The 16,308-nt window shown below is 65.3% G+C and carries 14 protein-coding genes; 11 read left to right on the forward strand and 3 right to left on the reverse strand.

Annotation, left to right across the window (positions count from 1 at the left end):
- Nucleotides 1-6: 6 nt before the first annotated feature.
- The 3 genes from ABFD92_00575 to ABFD92_00585 are packed head-to-tail and all read right to left on the reverse strand — an operon-like array spanning nt 7 to nt 3,934.
- Nucleotides 7-2,697: an FtsX-like permease family protein gene (locus ABFD92_00575; protein MEN6503006.1), complete on the reverse strand. Its 2,691-nt coding sequence runs from the start codon at nt 2,695-2,697 to the stop codon at nt 7-9.
- The gene (locus ABFD92_00580; GenBank protein MEN6503007.1) at nt 2,694-3,098 is read right to left on the reverse strand and encodes a PqqD family protein; all 405 of its coding nucleotides are present in this window, start codon (nt 3,096-3,098) and stop codon (nt 2,694-2,696) included. The genes ABFD92_00575 and ABFD92_00580 overlap by 4 nt, the downstream gene beginning before the upstream one ends.
- An 11-nt stretch (nt 3,099-3,109) precedes the next feature.
- A complete protein-coding gene (locus ABFD92_00585; GenBank protein MEN6503008.1) occupies nt 3,110-3,934 on the reverse strand; it encodes a hypothetical protein in 825 nt (274 codons plus the stop codon).
- Between the two features lie 337 nt (nt 3,935-4,271).
- On the opposite strand from ABFD92_00585, the gene ABFD92_00590 reads away from it, so the two are divergent.
- From ABFD92_00590 to ABFD92_00640, 11 genes are all read left to right on the forward strand, one after another.
- Entirely contained in the window at nt 4,272-4,871 is a 600-nt protein-coding gene (locus ABFD92_00590; protein MEN6503009.1) for a hypothetical protein, read from the forward strand.
- A 229-nt stretch (nt 4,872-5,100) separates the two neighbouring features.
- Nucleotides 5,101-5,772: a flavodoxin family protein gene (locus ABFD92_00595; GenBank protein ID MEN6503010.1), complete on the forward strand. Its 672-nt coding sequence runs from the start codon at nt 5,101-5,103 to the stop codon at nt 5,770-5,772.
- Nucleotides 5,773-5,965: 193 nt separating this feature from the next.
- The gene (locus tag ABFD92_00600) at nt 5,966-6,763 is read left to right on the forward strand and encodes an alpha/beta hydrolase (GenBank protein ID MEN6503011.1); all 798 of its coding nucleotides are present in this window, start codon (nt 5,966-5,968) and stop codon (nt 6,761-6,763) included.
- 484 nt (nt 6,764-7,247) lie between these two features.
- The gene (locus ABFD92_00605; protein ID MEN6503012.1) at nt 7,248-8,879 is read left to right on the forward strand and encodes a hypothetical protein; all 1,632 of its coding nucleotides are present in this window, start codon (nt 7,248-7,250) and stop codon (nt 8,877-8,879) included.
- 111 nt (nt 8,880-8,990) lie between these two features.
- Nucleotides 8,991-9,491 carry a rubrerythrin family protein gene (locus tag ABFD92_00610; GenBank protein MEN6503013.1) on the forward strand — a complete coding sequence of 167 codons (501 nt, stop codon included), beginning with the start codon at nt 8,991-8,993 and terminating at the stop codon, nt 9,489-9,491.
- A gap of 104 nt (nt 9,492-9,595) precedes the next feature.
- Nucleotides 9,596-10,810 (forward strand): tRNA pseudouridine(13) synthase TruD, encoded by a 1,215-nt coding sequence (gene truD, locus ABFD92_00615; protein ID MEN6503014.1) that lies wholly within the window; start codon nt 9,596-9,598, stop codon nt 10,808-10,810.
- A 72-nt stretch (nt 10,811-10,882) separates the two neighbouring features.
- A complete protein-coding gene (locus ABFD92_00620) occupies nt 10,883-11,197 on the forward strand; it encodes a nucleotidyltransferase domain-containing protein (protein MEN6503015.1) in 315 nt (104 codons plus the stop codon).
- 118 nt (nt 11,198-11,315) lie between these two features.
- On the forward strand, nt 11,316-12,161 hold the full coding sequence (locus ABFD92_00625) for a hypothetical protein (protein ID MEN6503016.1): 846 nt from the start codon (nt 11,316-11,318) through the stop codon (nt 12,159-12,161).
- Nucleotides 12,162-12,303: 142 nt separating this feature from the next.
- Entirely contained in the window at nt 12,304-13,647 is a 1,344-nt protein-coding gene (locus tag ABFD92_00630; protein ID MEN6503017.1) for a sulfatase-like hydrolase/transferase, read from the forward strand.
- Entirely contained in the window at nt 13,640-15,166 is a 1,527-nt protein-coding gene (locus tag ABFD92_00635; GenBank protein ID MEN6503018.1) for a sulfatase, read from the forward strand. The genes ABFD92_00630 and ABFD92_00635 overlap by 8 nt, the downstream gene beginning before the upstream one ends.
- Complete coding sequence (locus ABFD92_00640) at nt 15,166-16,272, forward strand: alpha-L-fucosidase (protein ID MEN6503019.1); 1,107 nt, start codon at nt 15,166-15,168, stop codon at nt 16,270-16,272. The genes ABFD92_00635 and ABFD92_00640 overlap by 1 nt, the downstream gene beginning before the upstream one ends.
- The last annotated feature ends 36 nt before the right edge of the window (nt 16,273-16,308 follow it).

Consider the following 16,308-nt stretch of genomic DNA (forward strand, 5'->3'; position numbering starts at 1 on the left):
TGTTAGCTATTCGATCCGCATGGCTTCCATCGGGGCCAGCCGCGCCGCCGCCCACGCCGGGTACACCGCCGCCAGGGCGGAAATTCCCAGCCCCACCACCATCGAAACCCCCGCCATCTGGAACATCTGTCCCCAGGGCAGATGCTCCAGCGCCATCATGCCGTAGCTGCCCGCCGCGCGAACCATCCCCAGCAGCAGACCCAGCGCCGCCCCGATCAACCCGCCCACGACGCCCTGGAGGCACGACTCAAGCACAAAGTTCACCATGATGAACCCGTCGGTGGCGCCCAGGCACTTCATTGTGGCGATCTCGCGAAACCGCTCCGTCACGCTCATCAGCATGGCGTTGGCGATCCCGACGATGCACACGATGAAACTGACCACGATCAACCACAACGTCCGGGCACTGAAGCCGGCGAACAATTCGTCCGAGCTCGCGCTGGCCGCCTGACCCACCGTCGCCTCCAGCTCCGACAGGTGCGTCTGTTCCAGGCGGTCCTGCGACACCTCCGCCACTCGCTGGACCGACAGACCCATCGGCGAGAGCCCGGCAATCTTGCCGATCTCCTCGTCAAACCACACCGCGCCCTGTTCGCTGCTGATCTCTTTGAACAACTCGGTCTCGTTGACCATCCACCGCTCGTGGGGCTTGAGCCGCAACCGCAATGCCGCCTGCTGACGAACCAGCGGAACCGTCAGCAGCGAGGCGATCTCCTGTGCCGCCGCCGTCCTCTGCGCCAGAGCGTGAATGACCGCGGGCTTGAGATCCTTGTCCTCGTCGACGGCTTTGACCATCGCCGCCTCCAGCGTCCGGAGCCTGGCGGCCAGGTCGTCGGACTGCTGGTGCAACTGCCCGCGCAGGTCCTGGGGGCCGGCCTTGTCCAGGGCCTCGATGAGTCCCTGGCGGCTTCGGATCATCATGTCGACCACGCCGGTCTGCGGCGTCGCAGCGCTGCCGAGGTTCGCCCGGTCCGCACGGAGCTGGGCGAGTTGGCTTTGCCACAGGGCCCGAAGCTCACCGGGCTCGGTGGTGTCGATCTCGAAAAGGGCGTAGATCGCCATCGCCAGACCGTGGCGGACCTGCGCGATCTCCTCGATGTGCAGTGCCTGGCGGACCTTGTCCAAGGCGTTCTGGCGACCCTGGATAATGCGCATCCGCGGCGGTTTGGTGCGGCTGTACACGTCCATGAAATATCGGAAGACCGCCAGTTCGGTGACGGTGCCGCTTTGAACCTCTTTGAGCAGGGCCTGGTGCCGGGCTTTGGCCTGGGGGTCCTTGTCGTCGGCGATATCGTCGGCGAGTTCCTTCTTCATCCATTCCATCGCCGCGACGGTCTTTTCCATCACGCGTTTGTTGCGCTCGAGGATCTTGGCCATGCGGTCGAACCCCTCGGTCGTTTCGATGCTGGCATAGGGGTCATTGGGATTTTCCTCGCCGAGCAGTTCGAGGCGGTCCTTGGGATTGAGGTTGCCGAAGAAGGTGTCATACCCCTCCTGCCACCGCGCCACGTTGACCAGGCGCCGCACGACGCTGTCGTCCATCTTGCCGCCCCACTCGGCCAGCGAGGTCCAACTGATCTCGCCCATGACGGCCGCGGCCAGATCCACCGTCAACTGCGCCTGAGTCAGGGGCACCTGCGTCAAGGCCAGGTCGCGGATCTGGCGATCGGAGAGGTTCTGGGGTTTGTAGCCTCGGGCGGCGTCGGTCTGCTGAACCAGCCACTGCGCCCCGTCGGCGGTGGCGGTCTGCTGATAGAGCATCTGGGCATTGACGGAGCCGGCTTTTTCTTCGCAGCGGCTGGCGAGCATGGCCTTGAGGTAGGATGAGCCGAGCTTCTGGGCGATGGTGTCGGCGTCGCGCGCCAGGGCGGCCTGCACGCGGACGGTCTGGAGTTCCTCGCCGGTCATCATGAACCCCAGCGGGGCGAGCTTTGCGGGCAGGGAGTCGTCGGCCGTCGCCAGCGCCAGTCGCGGCGGGTTGTTGTTGAACAGCACCGCCGCCTGCAGGACGGCGTCGGCGTGTCCCTTGAGCACTTTCTGGCGCAGCGGGATGGTGCGATGCCAGTCGGCGACGAACTGCTTGAGGCCCTCGGGCAGCTTCTTTCCGATGCGTGTGGCCTCGACTTCACAATGCTTGTATTTTTCCGGATCGGCGAGGGTGACGATAATGTCGCTGCCTCGGACGCTGCCGACCAGCGGGCGGAGCAGCCCCTCGGTCAGGGTCTCGAAGTAGGTCATGACGCCGGTCCTGGGATCGATCTGGCGGCGTGCCACGTCGGTCAGTTGGTCCAGTTCGGCGTCGGAAAGTTTGCCCCAGGTTTTCAGTTCGTCCAGGCGGCGATGGGTCAGGGCCACCGTCGCCGCGTCCACGTGCGAGCCCTTGGCCTGGGAACGGCGCAGGGTGTCGTCAAGGCGGTAGAGTTCTTCGGTCAGGTCCTTTTCCTTCATGGGCGTGGCCAGGCGGCTGACCCACAGCAGGAATAACCGCCGCGGGGCGGTCTGGCGCTCGATGGCCACCGAGACCTCGCGGGCGGTGGTGCCCTCGGCCAGGATGGTCATCAGGAACGCCACTGCCAGGGCGATGATGACGACCGTGATCGCCGCGCGGAAGAGGCGAAACCGCACGCCGGACAGGACCAGCTCCACGCACTTGGACAAAGGCAGGCGCACTTGTTGTCGGACGTCAAGGGCGTTCATGGCTTATCGGTGTCCTCTTTGAGCCCGACCAAGACAACGATTCCGCGACGCGTGAGCTGCCGCAGGAACTGCGTCACCGAAAGCTGGGCTTCGCGAAACGTCAGTTTATGGCCGGAGGCAAATAATTCAATGATCTTTTCCACGCTGCGCCGCCCGTCGCAGAGGTCCAGCACGCCGGCGCCCAGGGCGTCGAGCTCGATCCGCCGCCCGTTGGGGATCGGCAGAACCCACGTCACCGGAGGAACCATGTACCACGGTTTCTCCATCGGAACCTCCACCACGACCTTGCCGCTGGAGCGCCGCTCCACGTCCAGAGACGCGTTCAACCGCGGCACCGTGCGCAGGAACGGCGCAGTCCCCGCGTGGCTGGGCAGCCGTTTGCTCTTGCTGGCGAATATCATGGGCAACCTCTTTAACCCTCGGCCGCGCCCACAAGGGGCGGACGATGACAACATCGCACCGCAACGTGAGCGGGAAACTCCAGTGTTTGCTCGCGGCTGGCCTGGCTGGCGGTCATGCGATAGACGCGGCTTTCGACCGGGCAGAGCCAGGCCTGGTCCACCCGCAGGCGGCGAATCCCCCGCAGCGTGTGGTGGAGGTACATCTTGGCCTGGCTGGTCACGCGCTCGATGCGATGGGGCGCCTCGGCCAGCGTCTCCTGACGCAGCGGCGTGAACTCCCGCGGAAGCTCCCGCGCCAGCCACTGCCGCAGCGGTTCGTCCAGCCATTGCTCCACCAGGGCGATGCGCTCGACGACCAGTTCGGCGGCGTCGCGGCCGGCGGTGAACGTCCAGCGCAGACGGCCGACCTTCAGGTCGGCCTCGGTCAGCTCGTATTGCTTGTCGATCTCCAGGCTCAAGCCCATCGCCTGCCAGGTGCGGCGCAAGGCGGCGGCATCCTGCGGCGCCATCCGCTCGGCCACGTCGCGCTCGAGATTGACGTCGCGTTTGCCCGCCCAGAAGAACGTCGCCTCGACCAGCACGCCCTGGGGCTGGAAGAACTTGCCCAGGTGCGCCAGGACGCCCTTGGGTTCCAGCGGCTGAAGCACGCCCAGCCATCCCTGCGGCAGGGAGTCGATCGCCTGATACTCGACGCTGCCGCCTTCATGCTGGCGGTAGCGGTCCATCACTCGCTCGAGTTGGGGGTCGTAGTCGAGATGTTTCCAGCGGATATCGAGCCGGTGATGGTATCGGTCGGCCAGCACCAGGCGGTGATCCTGCTTGAGACCGCTGGCCACAGCCACTTCCCAGTGCGCGGGGTGATGGACCTCCAGGCCTCGCCAGCAAGTTCTCTCGAAATCGGCCATAGTCGTTGACTAATATACGAGGTATCGCCGGACATTGAAAGCGATTCTGCAACCGGGACCGGTCCGGATTGCGGGGATAAGCCGCTTCACAGGGGCACTGGGCGTTCATCCGAGCCAGACGTGGCGTGGACAAGCCTTGCCTGCGGCGTCGGTATGAGTTCGGAAAAAATTTACACAATCGTCTGAAAATTTGCATAGAGGCGCGTTTTTCGTATAATGCCCCCGAGGCGTTTATGGACAAACGCTGCCCCTATGGAAAGGATTCCTCATGATCCGCCAGAACCCTTCTTTGTCGCTGGCGGCGACGGTTCTTTTCTCGCCGTTGCTGCTGATGGTGTGCGGTTGCGGTTGCCCGGATATCTGCGCGCCCCAAGCCAAGGCGACCCCGCCGCCGGTCCCGCCGCGGGCCGACATGGCCCTGACGTTCCTCTCCGCCCGCGGTGAATACTGCCGCGGCGTGCGCAGCGTGCTGCTGCGCCTGGAGAACAAGGGGACCGCCTCCTACACCATCGACCCGTACAACGGCTGGCCCGTCGGCCCGTCGGACGTGTTCTTCCTGATCCGCCCGCTCGTCGAGGGCAGGCACGGCGACTTCACGCCGCTGTTCGACCCGACGCGCAGCGACACGCCCAGGCCCTACCGCCAGATCGTCGACACCGGCGGAAAGATCGCCATCCCCGCCCGAGTCGTCCTGGATGTGCCCGCCGGCGAGTATGAAATGATGGCCGCCCTCAAGCAGGACCGCAACATCCACACCGAGGTCATTCGCATCACGGTCCTGCCCGACGACGAACCCGGCGGCCGATGCCCATCGCCGCTGCCCAAGAAGACCCTGACCGAAATCTGCATCTGCGAAGACGGACAGTAACAAGAACGTGAACCGAGCATTGGGAACCATCCGCGGGTTCTGAAAGAGAACTCTCCCCGTTCCCATCTTTGTTCCTAATCCACTCCCCGTCCAGCGGGACGGGATAGACGGCCATTTCTGCTTCTTTTGCATGGGCGTCATTCGACCAAGGTACAATGGGCGCAGACAGTGGCACAGGCAGCGGATAAAATCTCCGCGGCAGTGGATCCACCAGGCAAAGGAGTCCAACATGAAAATTCTCGCGATCCTCGGCAGCCCCCGCGGCGACAAGAGCAACACGGCCATGCTCCTCGATGCCGCCATCGCCTCGGCCCGAAACGCCGGCGCCGAAGTCACCCGCCTGTCCCTGGCGACGATGAAGGTGCAGCCCTGCTGCGGCTGCGAACGCTGCCACGAGATCGGGGCGTGCGGAATCCGCGACGATTTCGCCGCCGTGCGAACGGCCCTCGACGAGGCCAACGGCATCATTCTGGCCAGTCCCAACTACATGCGCGGCGTCACCGCGCAGCTCAAGGCCCTGATGGACCGCTGCAGCGCGGCCGTCCACTGCCAGACCATGACCGCCAAGTACGCCGCCGCCATCGTCACCAGCGGCGGGCCCCAGAGCAAGGAAGTCGAGGACTTTATCCTCAACTTCGCCCAGGCGGTGGGGTGCTGGACGGTCGGCAGCGCCTCGGCCGCCGCTTACGAGCTTCACGACGGCGCCCAGCGCCCCGCTCGCCTGCAGGCGGCGGCGGACCTGGGCAAGCGCCTCGTCGAGTGCGTGGCCAATCGCACGATTTTCCCCGAGCAGGCCGCCGGGCGCCGGGCCTTCGCCCAGCGCATGCGCGAGCTGGTGACCTCCCGCCGCGAAGACTGGGCCTACGAGTACAAGTACTGGCAGGCGATGGGTCCGGCGTAAAGGACGCCTCTCGCTGCAGCGGTGTAGAGGCACCAAGTATTTATCAAAGCAGTGGTTTGGCTTTGATGAATACTTGCGCCGACAGGTGGAAACGGCCTTAAATGAAGAAGTAATTCAAGAAAACGAATTACTTCTTCATTTAGTGCCTCCGCCGCGACTTCCCCCCATAACTGAGGCGATATAATCCTTCACGATGATCATGCGATGGGCGCTCATATTGGCCGCGGCTGCAGCCTGGGGCTGCAACTCCCAACCGTACATGACGGCGGCGCGGCAGGAACTGGGCCTGGTGATCGTGCTGTCGGGCATCGAGGGGCGCAGCGTCCTGACTGACGACATCGCCCGCGGGCTCAACAAGGGCGGCGTCGAGTACGCCATCACCGTCCACCCCTGGACCAGCGACTGGGGCGGACCGCTCTATAACCTCCGCGCCCAGGAACGCAACCGCCGCCAGGCGGAAAAACTCGCCGCCCGCATCGAAGAATATCAAATGGACCATCCCGACCGCCCGGTCTTTCTCGTCGGGCACAGCGGCGGTTCGGCCATCGCCGTCTGGACGGCGGAGTCGCTCAGCCCCAGCCGCCAGGTCGAGGGCATCGTGCTGATCGCCCCGGCCCTGTCGCCGGCATATCCGCTGGACATGGCCCTGGTGCATAGCCGCCGCGGCATCGTCAACTTCTATAGTGAACTGGACATGCTGCTGGGCGTCGGGACGGCGGTGGCGGGCACCATGGACGGCCGCTACACATCCTCGGCCGGGGCGGTGGGCTTCAGGTCAAGCCCGGGCGAAGAAGGGATGGCATACGAGAACCTCTTCGAGATCGGCTGGCGGCGGGAGATGGCCTTGACGGGCAACATCGGCGGGCACTTGTCCAGCACCACCACGTACTTCGTCAGCACGTATGTGGCCCCGCTGATCACCGCCCCAGGGTGGAACCAGACCTTGATGGACGACCTGGTTCGCCGCCGCCTGCCCCAGCCTCCCCCGTAGCGCGGTGGCATGGCGCTCCCGTCCTTGCTCCCCGCCCAGCCACATCAGTTGCCGGTTTTGAGGATCTGGAGAGCACCATCGCCCGTCCAGTACTTTGTCCATTCGTTGTCTATTCTTGTCTGTTTCGACCGATTACCAATTTGGTAGCATCTATAAGTACTTGTCTATCAATCTCTTATACAAATCTGCCGCTTCGGCCGACGTCCAAGCAGACAATCATATGCCCGCGCCCAAACTAGCCCGGGTATTTCACCGCGGAGATCTTGGCGCGGCCTCCCTTCGCTCGGCCGCAACCAAAGCGGGCTCTTCGCCGCCCAAAGCGTTGAGCAATTTTGCCGGCCGCCGTCCGTAGATGGTTTTTGTCTTAAGCCATTTGCTTCTCTGCGTACTCTGCGATCTCTGCGGTTCACACCCTTTTCAGGCTAGCGATCAAACATCCTCAGTAACGTGATCTCTGCCTCTGCCGGGGTTATAATCTGCGGCCATGAACAGGCGCTGGATTTCATTTGGGGTTTGGATCGCCTTGACGGCGTGGGGTGGCCTGTTGGCAGGCGGATGCGGGTGGAAGGTGTGGATCTGGAACTGGGATTGGCCGCGGCCTCAACCGGCCTCGGCGCCGGCCAGTGCCCCCGCCGGCGCACCGGCGATGGAGCCGCTGCCGCTTCAGCAGTCGCGAGTGTATAGCGAGACCGTTACCGGGCGTTTTGTCTCGCTGTGCGATTTTGAAGACTCGCCGGCCTTGCCCGGTCATCGTCAGGTCGACTGGTTCACGATTTCCGCCAAGGGCGGCCCCGACGCGGCGCCGGCGGGCAAGGGCAAGTTCGTCGTCAATGTCACTCGCACCGGGGCCGGGGCGATGGAGGTTTCGCTGCCCCCGCAGGGGCGGCTGGTGTTCTCGCCGCAGGAGGTGCATGACTTCAGCGGCTACACCCTGCTGTCGATGGCCCTGTACAGCGAGGCCCTGCGCGACGACCTGCGCGTGACGCTGCGGACCGACAAGACCGCCTGGACCTCGCCGCACACGATCGTCCAGATCGGTTGGAACACCGTCCTGATCGACATCCAGCGCCTGTCGCGCGCCGCCGGGTTCGACACCAAGGCCGTCCGCGCCATCGAGATCGCCTTCGTCGACGCCGCCGGTCATGTCATGTTCAACCTCGACGACATCATGCTCATCGACAATCGCCGCGCGATCGAGCCGACGCCGCCGGGAATCAAGCTGCTCAAGAGCGGACTCGATTACACTCTCGAACTGCCCGGGCGCGGACCCATGCGCCTGAGCCAGAGCCCCGACGGACTGTGGCGCCTGGGAGAGGACCAGCCCGTCGTGTCGATCGCCGCGGCAGGTCAGCCCGCGGCGGGATGGGAAGACCTCGAGCCGATGGGCCCCCGACGCGTCGGGGCCGTCGAGTTGCTCGAGCACAACGCCTCGCGCATCCGCATCGCCAACACCTGGTACTTCCCCACGCAGGCCGGCGAGTGGGTCTCGCTGGCGGTCCGGCAGATCCGCTGGGACTACACCTTCTATGCCGACGGGCGAACCGTCACCGGGATCGAGGTCAACAACGCCGGCGGGCGGGCGATCAGCTCGCTGCGAATCCGCCTGCTCGCACCGGCCGCCTGGAGCCTGGGGCGGCGCGGCAGCGAACTGCTGGCCGCCGAGTTCCCCGGCCCCGTCGCCCGCTGGAGCTATCTGCAATCCGCACCCGGGCCCAGACAGCAGGCGCTGCTGGAGTCTTTCATGGTCCCCGGACGCGTGCAGACCACGATGGGACAGGTCGAGCACGCCGCCGGAGACATCCGCCGCGACGGGTTCGACGAATCGCAAGGCTGTTACTGTCTCAAGGCCGACGCCGCCGGGCACTGCCGCTTCACGATCTCGCCGCCGCCCGCCCCGGCCAGCCAACCCGCCTCGGCTGCGACCCGCCCCGCCGGCGTGGCCGCCCCGGTCTTCCTTGTCGCCGGAGACTGGAAAGGCGCCGTCCGCGCCCAGGCGATGGGCCGTCCGATCGAACCGGTCACCCGCGTCGACGAAGGACACGTGCTCTTCGTCCTGCCCGAAACCGTGCGCTATCCCGTGGCGATTGAAGTGACGCCGGAGGATAGCAGTCCGTGACGGGCATGCAGCAATCCGTCGAGGCTTGCCCCGCGTGCGTCGCAGCATCTATCGCACATGCAAAAACCGCCGCTATAATGACCACAGCTTAATTGCAACAAGGAGCACCTAATGCTGACAGACAAGAACCTCAAAGACGCCTTCGCCGGCGAGAGCCAGGCCAGCCGCCGCTACATCGCTTTCGCCCGCAAGGCCGATATCGAAGGGCTGCCCAACGTCGCCCGCCTGTTCCGGGCGGCCGCCGAGGCCGAAAGCGTCCACGCCCTGGCCCATCTCGACGCCGCCGGCGAGGTCGGCTCGACCGCGGCGAACCTCAAAGCCGCCATCAAGGGCGAAGGGTTCGAGTTCGAGGAGATGTACCCCAAGTTCGTCGGACAGGCGAAAGATGAAGAAAACGCCGCCGCCGCCCGTTCGTTCGAGAACGCGCTGCTGGCCGAGGAAATCCACCACGGTCTCTACAGCGAAGCCCTCCGGGCCGTCGAACAGGGCAAAGATCTTCCGACCCAGGACACCTTCGTCTGCCGCACCTGCGGAAACACCGGCTGGGGTCAGGCGCCCGACAAGTGCCCCGTGTGCGGGTCCAAGAGCGAACGGTTCTTCAAGGTCCTGTGACTGTTTGGCTGGTTTACCTGGTTGACTGGGATCGGAGCCCGTATCAGCCATTACCGCATTGACCAGTTAACGAGTCAACCAGTTAACCAATTAACGAGCCAACCATGATCCTTCCATACCTCACCCCGGACCTTGCTGGAATCGGCGGGCGCATTCGCTCGCGGATCGAAGATTTTCGCGTTGACGAGATTCCCCTCTACGCCGCCAGCGGCGAGGGAACGCACCTCTACTTCCGCATCGAAAAACGCGGCATCCCGACGCCGGCGGCCGTCGAACGCCTCGCCCGCTACATGAAGGTCAAGCCTCACGACATCGGTCTGGCCGGTCTCAAAGACGCCCAGGCGGTGGCCACGCAGTGGCTCAGCCTCGAACACGCCGACGCGGCAAAGCTGGCGGCGTTTGCCGACGCGAACATTCGCGTGCTGGAGGTGTCGCGGCACGGCAACAAGCTGCGCCCCGGCCACCTGCGGGGCAACCGCTTCGCCATCCGCATCCGCGGCGCCGCCACTGAGGCGCCGGGCGCCGCCGAGGCTGTTCTGGACGTACTGCAGCGCCGCGGGGCGCCGAACTACTTCGGGCCTCAGCGATTCGGCGCACGCGCGGATACCGCCTTGCTCGGCAGGGCGCTGGTGGCGGGTGATCTCGACGCATTCGTGAAGCTGCTGCTGGGAGCGCCGGCCGACGACGACCCGCCCGACTGCCGCGCCGCCCGGGCTGAGTTCGACGCCGGGAACTATGACAAGGCGCTGTCGCACTGGCCGCGGCATTACAGCGAGCAGCGCCGGGCGCTGTCGGCGTTCATGAAGAAGCGCCGCCCCGCCGACGCTCTGCGCAGCGTGGACAAGCGCATGAAACGGCTGTACGTCTCGGCCCTGCAGAGCGAACTGTTCAACGCCGTCCTGGCGCGGCGCATCGACAGCCTCGACCGCCTCTGGACCGGCGACATGGCCCAGAAGACCGCTTCGGGCGCGGTTTTCTATGTCGAGGACGCCGCGGCAGAACAGCCGCGGGCCGATGCCTTCGAGATCAGCCCCACCGGCCCTATCGTCGGTTATCGCGGCAGCATGGCTACGGGTTCCGCCGGCGAGATCGAGCAGGCCGTGCTGACCGAGTCCGGTCTGGCCGGGCAGGATTTCCGCGCCCTGGGACCGCTCAAGGCCAAGGGCGGCCGCCGCCCGCTGCGGTTCCCGCTGGGCGAGCCCTCGCTGTCGGCCGGCACCGACGACGCGGGCGAGTTTGTCGAGCTGCGCTTCACCGCCCCCAGCGGCTGCTACGCCACCGTCGTCCTGCGGGAGATCATGAAGCAGGACTGCCGATGAAAGGGCGCCGGGGCTGGTCCTGGCGCCGGCGGCGCTCTACAATTGTTCTGATGTCAAAAAAACGGTGAAGACATGATCGCCCCGGAAACGCTTAACCAGATCAAGAAAGCCCTCGAATCTGCTTTTGCCGGCAGATTGAAGGGAGTAATCCTGTACGGTTCCGAAGCCCGTGGGCAAGCCGGCCCCGACAGCGATCTTGACGTCCTGGCTCTTTTGAGAGAATCCAGTGATTACGGGGAAGACCTGCAGAAATGTATTAATGCACTATATGATTTGTCCATTCGTCTCGGGCGCCGCATCAGCGCCAAGCCCGTCGATATAAAAGAATACGAAACGCTCGACTGCCCCCTGTATCGCGCGGCTCATAGAGATGGAGTGGCGGCATGAGGGAATATGCGCAAGCCCAATGGCAGCGGGCATGCCAGAGCCTCGAATCGGCGCGGATCCTTCTGTAAAGGCGGATTGTCCCGACCTGGCCTGAAACGTTGCTGCCATCGAGAGAAGAATGAAACTGGCGCCAATAGGGTGTGTGGCTTTTCTGCTGGCGGCGGGATGCGGCAGCCCGGCGGCGCCGACGCCGACAAAAGTCCCCCTGACCTTGCCGCCAGTTGCAGCCGCAGCGCCGACACTGAGCTACGCGCCGTTGGCGAAAGTGCTCAAGGACGCCGTCGATGGAGATGGCGTGCTGAAGGCATCCGAGTACCAGTGGGTCAAAGACGACCTCGACAAGCAACTGGCTCTGCTGGCCGCGAACGGACCGACCGCCACGCCGGGGCAGTTCGCCGCCGAAGGCGGCGCCTCGGCGGCGGACAAGGCGCTGGCTTACTGGTACAACGCGCGGGCGGCGTGGGCGATCAAGCTGGCGATGCTCGCTCGCGAGGGCGAGACGATCACCCGCCCCCTGCTGGAGCAGCGCCCCTTCGACATCGACGGACGCACGATGACCCTGGCGGATATCGACGCGCTGCTGGCGGCCGACGACGATTGGCGCACCCTGCCGGCAGCGCCGGGGGTGTTGTGGCAGCGGGCGGCGCTGCCCCGCCAGCCGCTGCAGGGACGGGATATCCGCTCGCAGATCGCCAGCCGCTTCGAGCAGTTCGTGCATGACGATAAGCGCCTGGTTGCCGACGACCGCTCGCGCGAGATCCTCGTGCCGCTGGCGCTCTGGGCCGTCAAAGACCGCGCGATCAACCGATACCAAACCGCCTACGGCGCCTCCGGCGCCACGCTGACTACCGCCATGCTGCCGGTCGTCAGCGGACCGGCGCTGCACCGCCTGCAGGACCTGGTGGGCTACCGACCCGTCGAGGCGCCCTGGAGCGGCAAGCTGGCAATTCTCGAACGCAAGTGATTCGTCGCGCCATGTTGCCCCTCGGGCGCCGCGCGGCGATAATACCTGCGGCCCCATCTGCATCGGCCACGCGGCGCATAAATCGCCGTGCCGCACGGCCGCGTGACGGGTTTCACGTGAGGCCCCCGGCAAGGAAGCACCCATGAGCAAACGCAAGCGTCCGAACATTCTCTTTCTATTCACCGACGACCAGCGGGCCGACACCATCGCCGCCCTGGGCAACCGCCACATCTTCACGCCCAACATCGACCGCCTCGTCAAGGAAGGCACCGCCTGCACAAGCAACTACATCTTCGGCGGAACCAGCGGCGCCGTCTGCATGCCCAGCCGCGCCATGCTCCACAGCGGCCGCACCCTCTTCCACATCCAGGACCAGGGCCAGGAGATCCCCCCCGAGCATGTCACGCTGGGCCAGTGCCTCCAGGCCGGCGGCTACCGGACCTTCGGCACGGGCAAGTGGCACAACGGTCCGGCCTCGTACGCGCGGAGCTTCTCTGCCGGTGAGCGGATCTTTTTCGGCGGCATGAGCGACCACTTCCAGGTCCCGCTCAACCCGTTCGACCCCTCCGGCCGCTACCCTGCCGAGGCGATGTACCACGAAGACAAGAAGCATTCGAGCGACCTGTTCAGCGAGTCGGCGGTAAACTTCATCCGCGGTCACGACAAGCGGCAGCCGTTTTTCGCGTACGTGTCATACACGGCCCCGCACGACCCGCGCGACACGCACCCGCGGTTCCACGACATGTATGACGCCGACCGCCTTCCGACGCCGGAAAACTTCATGCCGCTGCACCCTTTCGACAACGGCGACATGAAAGTGCGCGACGAGATGCTGGCGGGCTTCCCGCGCAGCGAGCAGGAGATTCACCGTCATCTGGCCGAATACTACGCGATGATCACGCATATCGATGACCGCATCGGGCAGATCTTCAAGGCCCTGGAAGAGACCGGCCAGTGGGATAACACGATCATCGTCTTCGCCGGCGACAACGGGTTGGCGCTGGGTCGCCACGGGCTGATGGGCAAGCAGAACCTTTACGAGCACTCGGTGACGGTGCCGCTGATCTTTTCGGGCCCGGGCATTCCCCGCGGGCAGCGGCGAACTGCGCTGACCAACCTGATCGACATTTATCCCACGCTGTGCGATCTGGCGGGGATCGAACCGCCCGAAACGGTTGAAGGCTCGAGCCTCGTCAAGGTGCTCCATGACGACGAGGCCTCCGTGCGCGACGGGGCCATGCTGGCGTACCGCCACCTGCATCGCGGCGTGCGCCACCAGCGATGGAAACTCATCGAATACGTCGTCGAGGGCGTGCGCACCACGCAGCTCTTCGACCTCGAGAGCGACCCCTTCGAGCTGAACAACCTCGCCGGCCAAAGCGCCTGCGCCGCTCACCTCAAACGCCTGCGCAAGCGCCTCGTGGCCTGGCGCGACGACATGGGCGACACCTGCAGCGAATTCTGGAGCCACTACAACGATGCATAAAGCAACAGGCACGGTCGCGCCCAGTAGCATGGGCATCTTGCCCATGAGTAGCACGGGCGTCTCGCCCGTGCAGGGTTGTGTGGCACGGGCGTCTCGCCCGTGCAGAAACCAAGAGCATGGGCGGGACGCCCGTGCTACGGCTGACGCCCACGCCACATTAAATCGCCGCGCGTTCTTGAAGACTCTCGGCGCAGGCGCGGCGGCGCTGGCGTTGCCGCGGCTGCTGCTGGGCCAGGGCGAGACCGATCGCCCGCCCAACGTCATCGTCATCTTCACCGACGACCAGGGCTATCAGGACCTGGGCTGTTTCGGCAGCAAGAACATCCGCACGCCCAACATCGACCGCATGGCGGCCGAGGGCATGAAGTTTACCGACTTCTACTGCGCCGCCCCGGTCTGCTCGCCCTCGCGCGCGGCGTTGCTGACGGGGTGCTATCCGCCGCGGGTGAACATCAACGCGGTGCTCTTTCCCGCCAGCGACACCGGTCTGAGCGAGAAAGAAATCACCATCGCCGACATCCTCAAGAAACGCGGCTACGCCACGGCGTGCATCGGCAAGTGGCACCTGGGGCACCACGCGCCGTTCCTGCCGACGCGCCACGGGTTCGACGAGTACTTCGGCCTGCCCTACAGCAACGACATGAAGCCGCTGCCGCTGATGGACGGCGAAAAGACCATCGAGCACGGCCCCGACCAGAGCCAGCTCACCCGCCGCTACACCGAGCGGGCCATGGAGTTCATCAAGAAGAATAAGGACCGCCCGTTCTTCATCTACCTGCCCCACACCATGCCGCACGTGCCGCTGGCGGTGTCGGAAAAGTTCAAGGGCAAGAGCAAGCGAGGGCTCTACGGCGACGTGATTGAAGAGATCGACTGGTCAACCGGCGAGATCCTCAAGACGCTCAAGGAGCAGGGCCTCGACGAGCGGACGCTGGTGATCTTCACCAGCGACAACGGCCCGTGGCTGATCAAGAAAGACAAGGGCGGCTCGGCCGACCCGCTCTTCCAGGGCAAGACCACCACCTACGAAGGCGGCATGCGCGAACCGTGCGTGATGCGCTGGCCGGGGCGCATCCCCGCCGGGGCGGTCTGCTCGGAGGTCGCCGCCACCATCGACCTGCTGCCGACGATCGCCGCGCTGGCCGGCGGCGCCGCCCCGGCAGACCGCGTCATCGACGGCAAGAACATCGCCCCGCTCATGCTGGGCAAAGCCGGCGCCGCCTCGCCGCACGAGGCCTTCTACTACTATAATCAGGGCAAGCTCGAAGCCGTGCGGGCGGGCAAATGGAAGCTCCGCATCGGCCCGGCGTGGCGAAAGGAACGCGACTCGCGCATCATCACGCAGCTCTTCGATCTGGAAAAGGACGTCGGCGAACTGCACGATGTCTCGGCGGATCATCCGGACATCGTCGCCAGGCTCAAGGGCGTAATGCAGGCATTCGACGAAAAGATGCGCCGCGAGGCGCGACCTTGCGGGCGGGTGCCCGCCTCTGCCGCGCAACCCGCGAGCAAACACTAATGAGCAAACACGCCCCGAGAAGCAGCAAGGGTGCCACGCACAACTCCGTTGTGCGTGTCCCCGACCGCTCACAGCCGCCGTCTTACCTGAAGGACTACGCCGCCCTCTATGCGCGCAGCCCGCACAAGGCGGCGATCGAGTGGTTCCGCCACGCCAAACGCGGGCTGTTCATGCACTACGGGCTCTACTCGCTGCTGGGCCGCCACGAGTGGGTGCAGCATCGCGAGAAGATCCGCCCGGCCGACTACGCCAAACTCAAAGACCGCTTCTTCGCCCGCGCCTTCGACGCCGACTTCATCACCGACCTGGCTTTGGAAGCGGGTATGAAGTATGTCAACCTCACCACGCGCCATCACGACAGCTTCTGCCTGTTCGAGACCCGCCAGACCGACTTCAACTCCGTCAACTCCCCCGCCCGGCGGGACCTGGTAGCCGAACTGGCGCAGCAGTGCGCCGACAAGGGGCTGGGCCTGTTCCTGTACTACTCGCACGGCCGCGACTGGAAGCACCCGCACGCTCCGAACAACGACGAGTGGGGCAGCCACGCCCGGCCCGAGTTCGATCCGCCGGAGCGCTCGTACGCCACCGGCAAGCACCACGACCTGAACAAGTACGTCGATTTCATGTCCGCACAGATCACCGAGCTGTTGACGCAGTACGGGCCCGTCGCGGGCATCTGGCTCGACGGCTACGGCGTACCGAAGAACCCGCGCGGGGCGATGGTTGCCCGCCACGACCCCGACAACGGCAAGGACCTCTTCCGCGTGCAGGAACTCTACGACATGATCCACTCCCTGCAGCCGCAGGCCCTGGTCTCGTACAAGTGGGGCTACCTGGGCACCGAAGACTTCTTCGCCCCCGAGCACTCGGGCAAGATCCACAAACCGCGCCAGGGCAAGCCGCTGGAGATCTGCACCACGCTGCAGGGCGGCGGATGGGGCTACGTCAAGAAGTCGCAGCACCACACGATCATCGGCGTGCGGGACATGCTCGCCGCCGCGCGCAAGGCCCGCGCCAATCTCCTGCTCAACACCGGTCCGCTGCCGGGCGGCTCCATCCACAAGCAGGACGTAAGAGTCCTGCGCGAGCTGGGCAAAGTTATATAGTGGCATGGGCGTCCCGCCCCTGCTCCCCGACCGCCC

The sequence above is a fragment of the Planctomycetaceae bacterium genome (assembly GCA_039680605.1).
Lineage (GTDB): Bacteria > Planctomycetota > Phycisphaerae > SM23-33 > SM23-33 > JAJFUU01.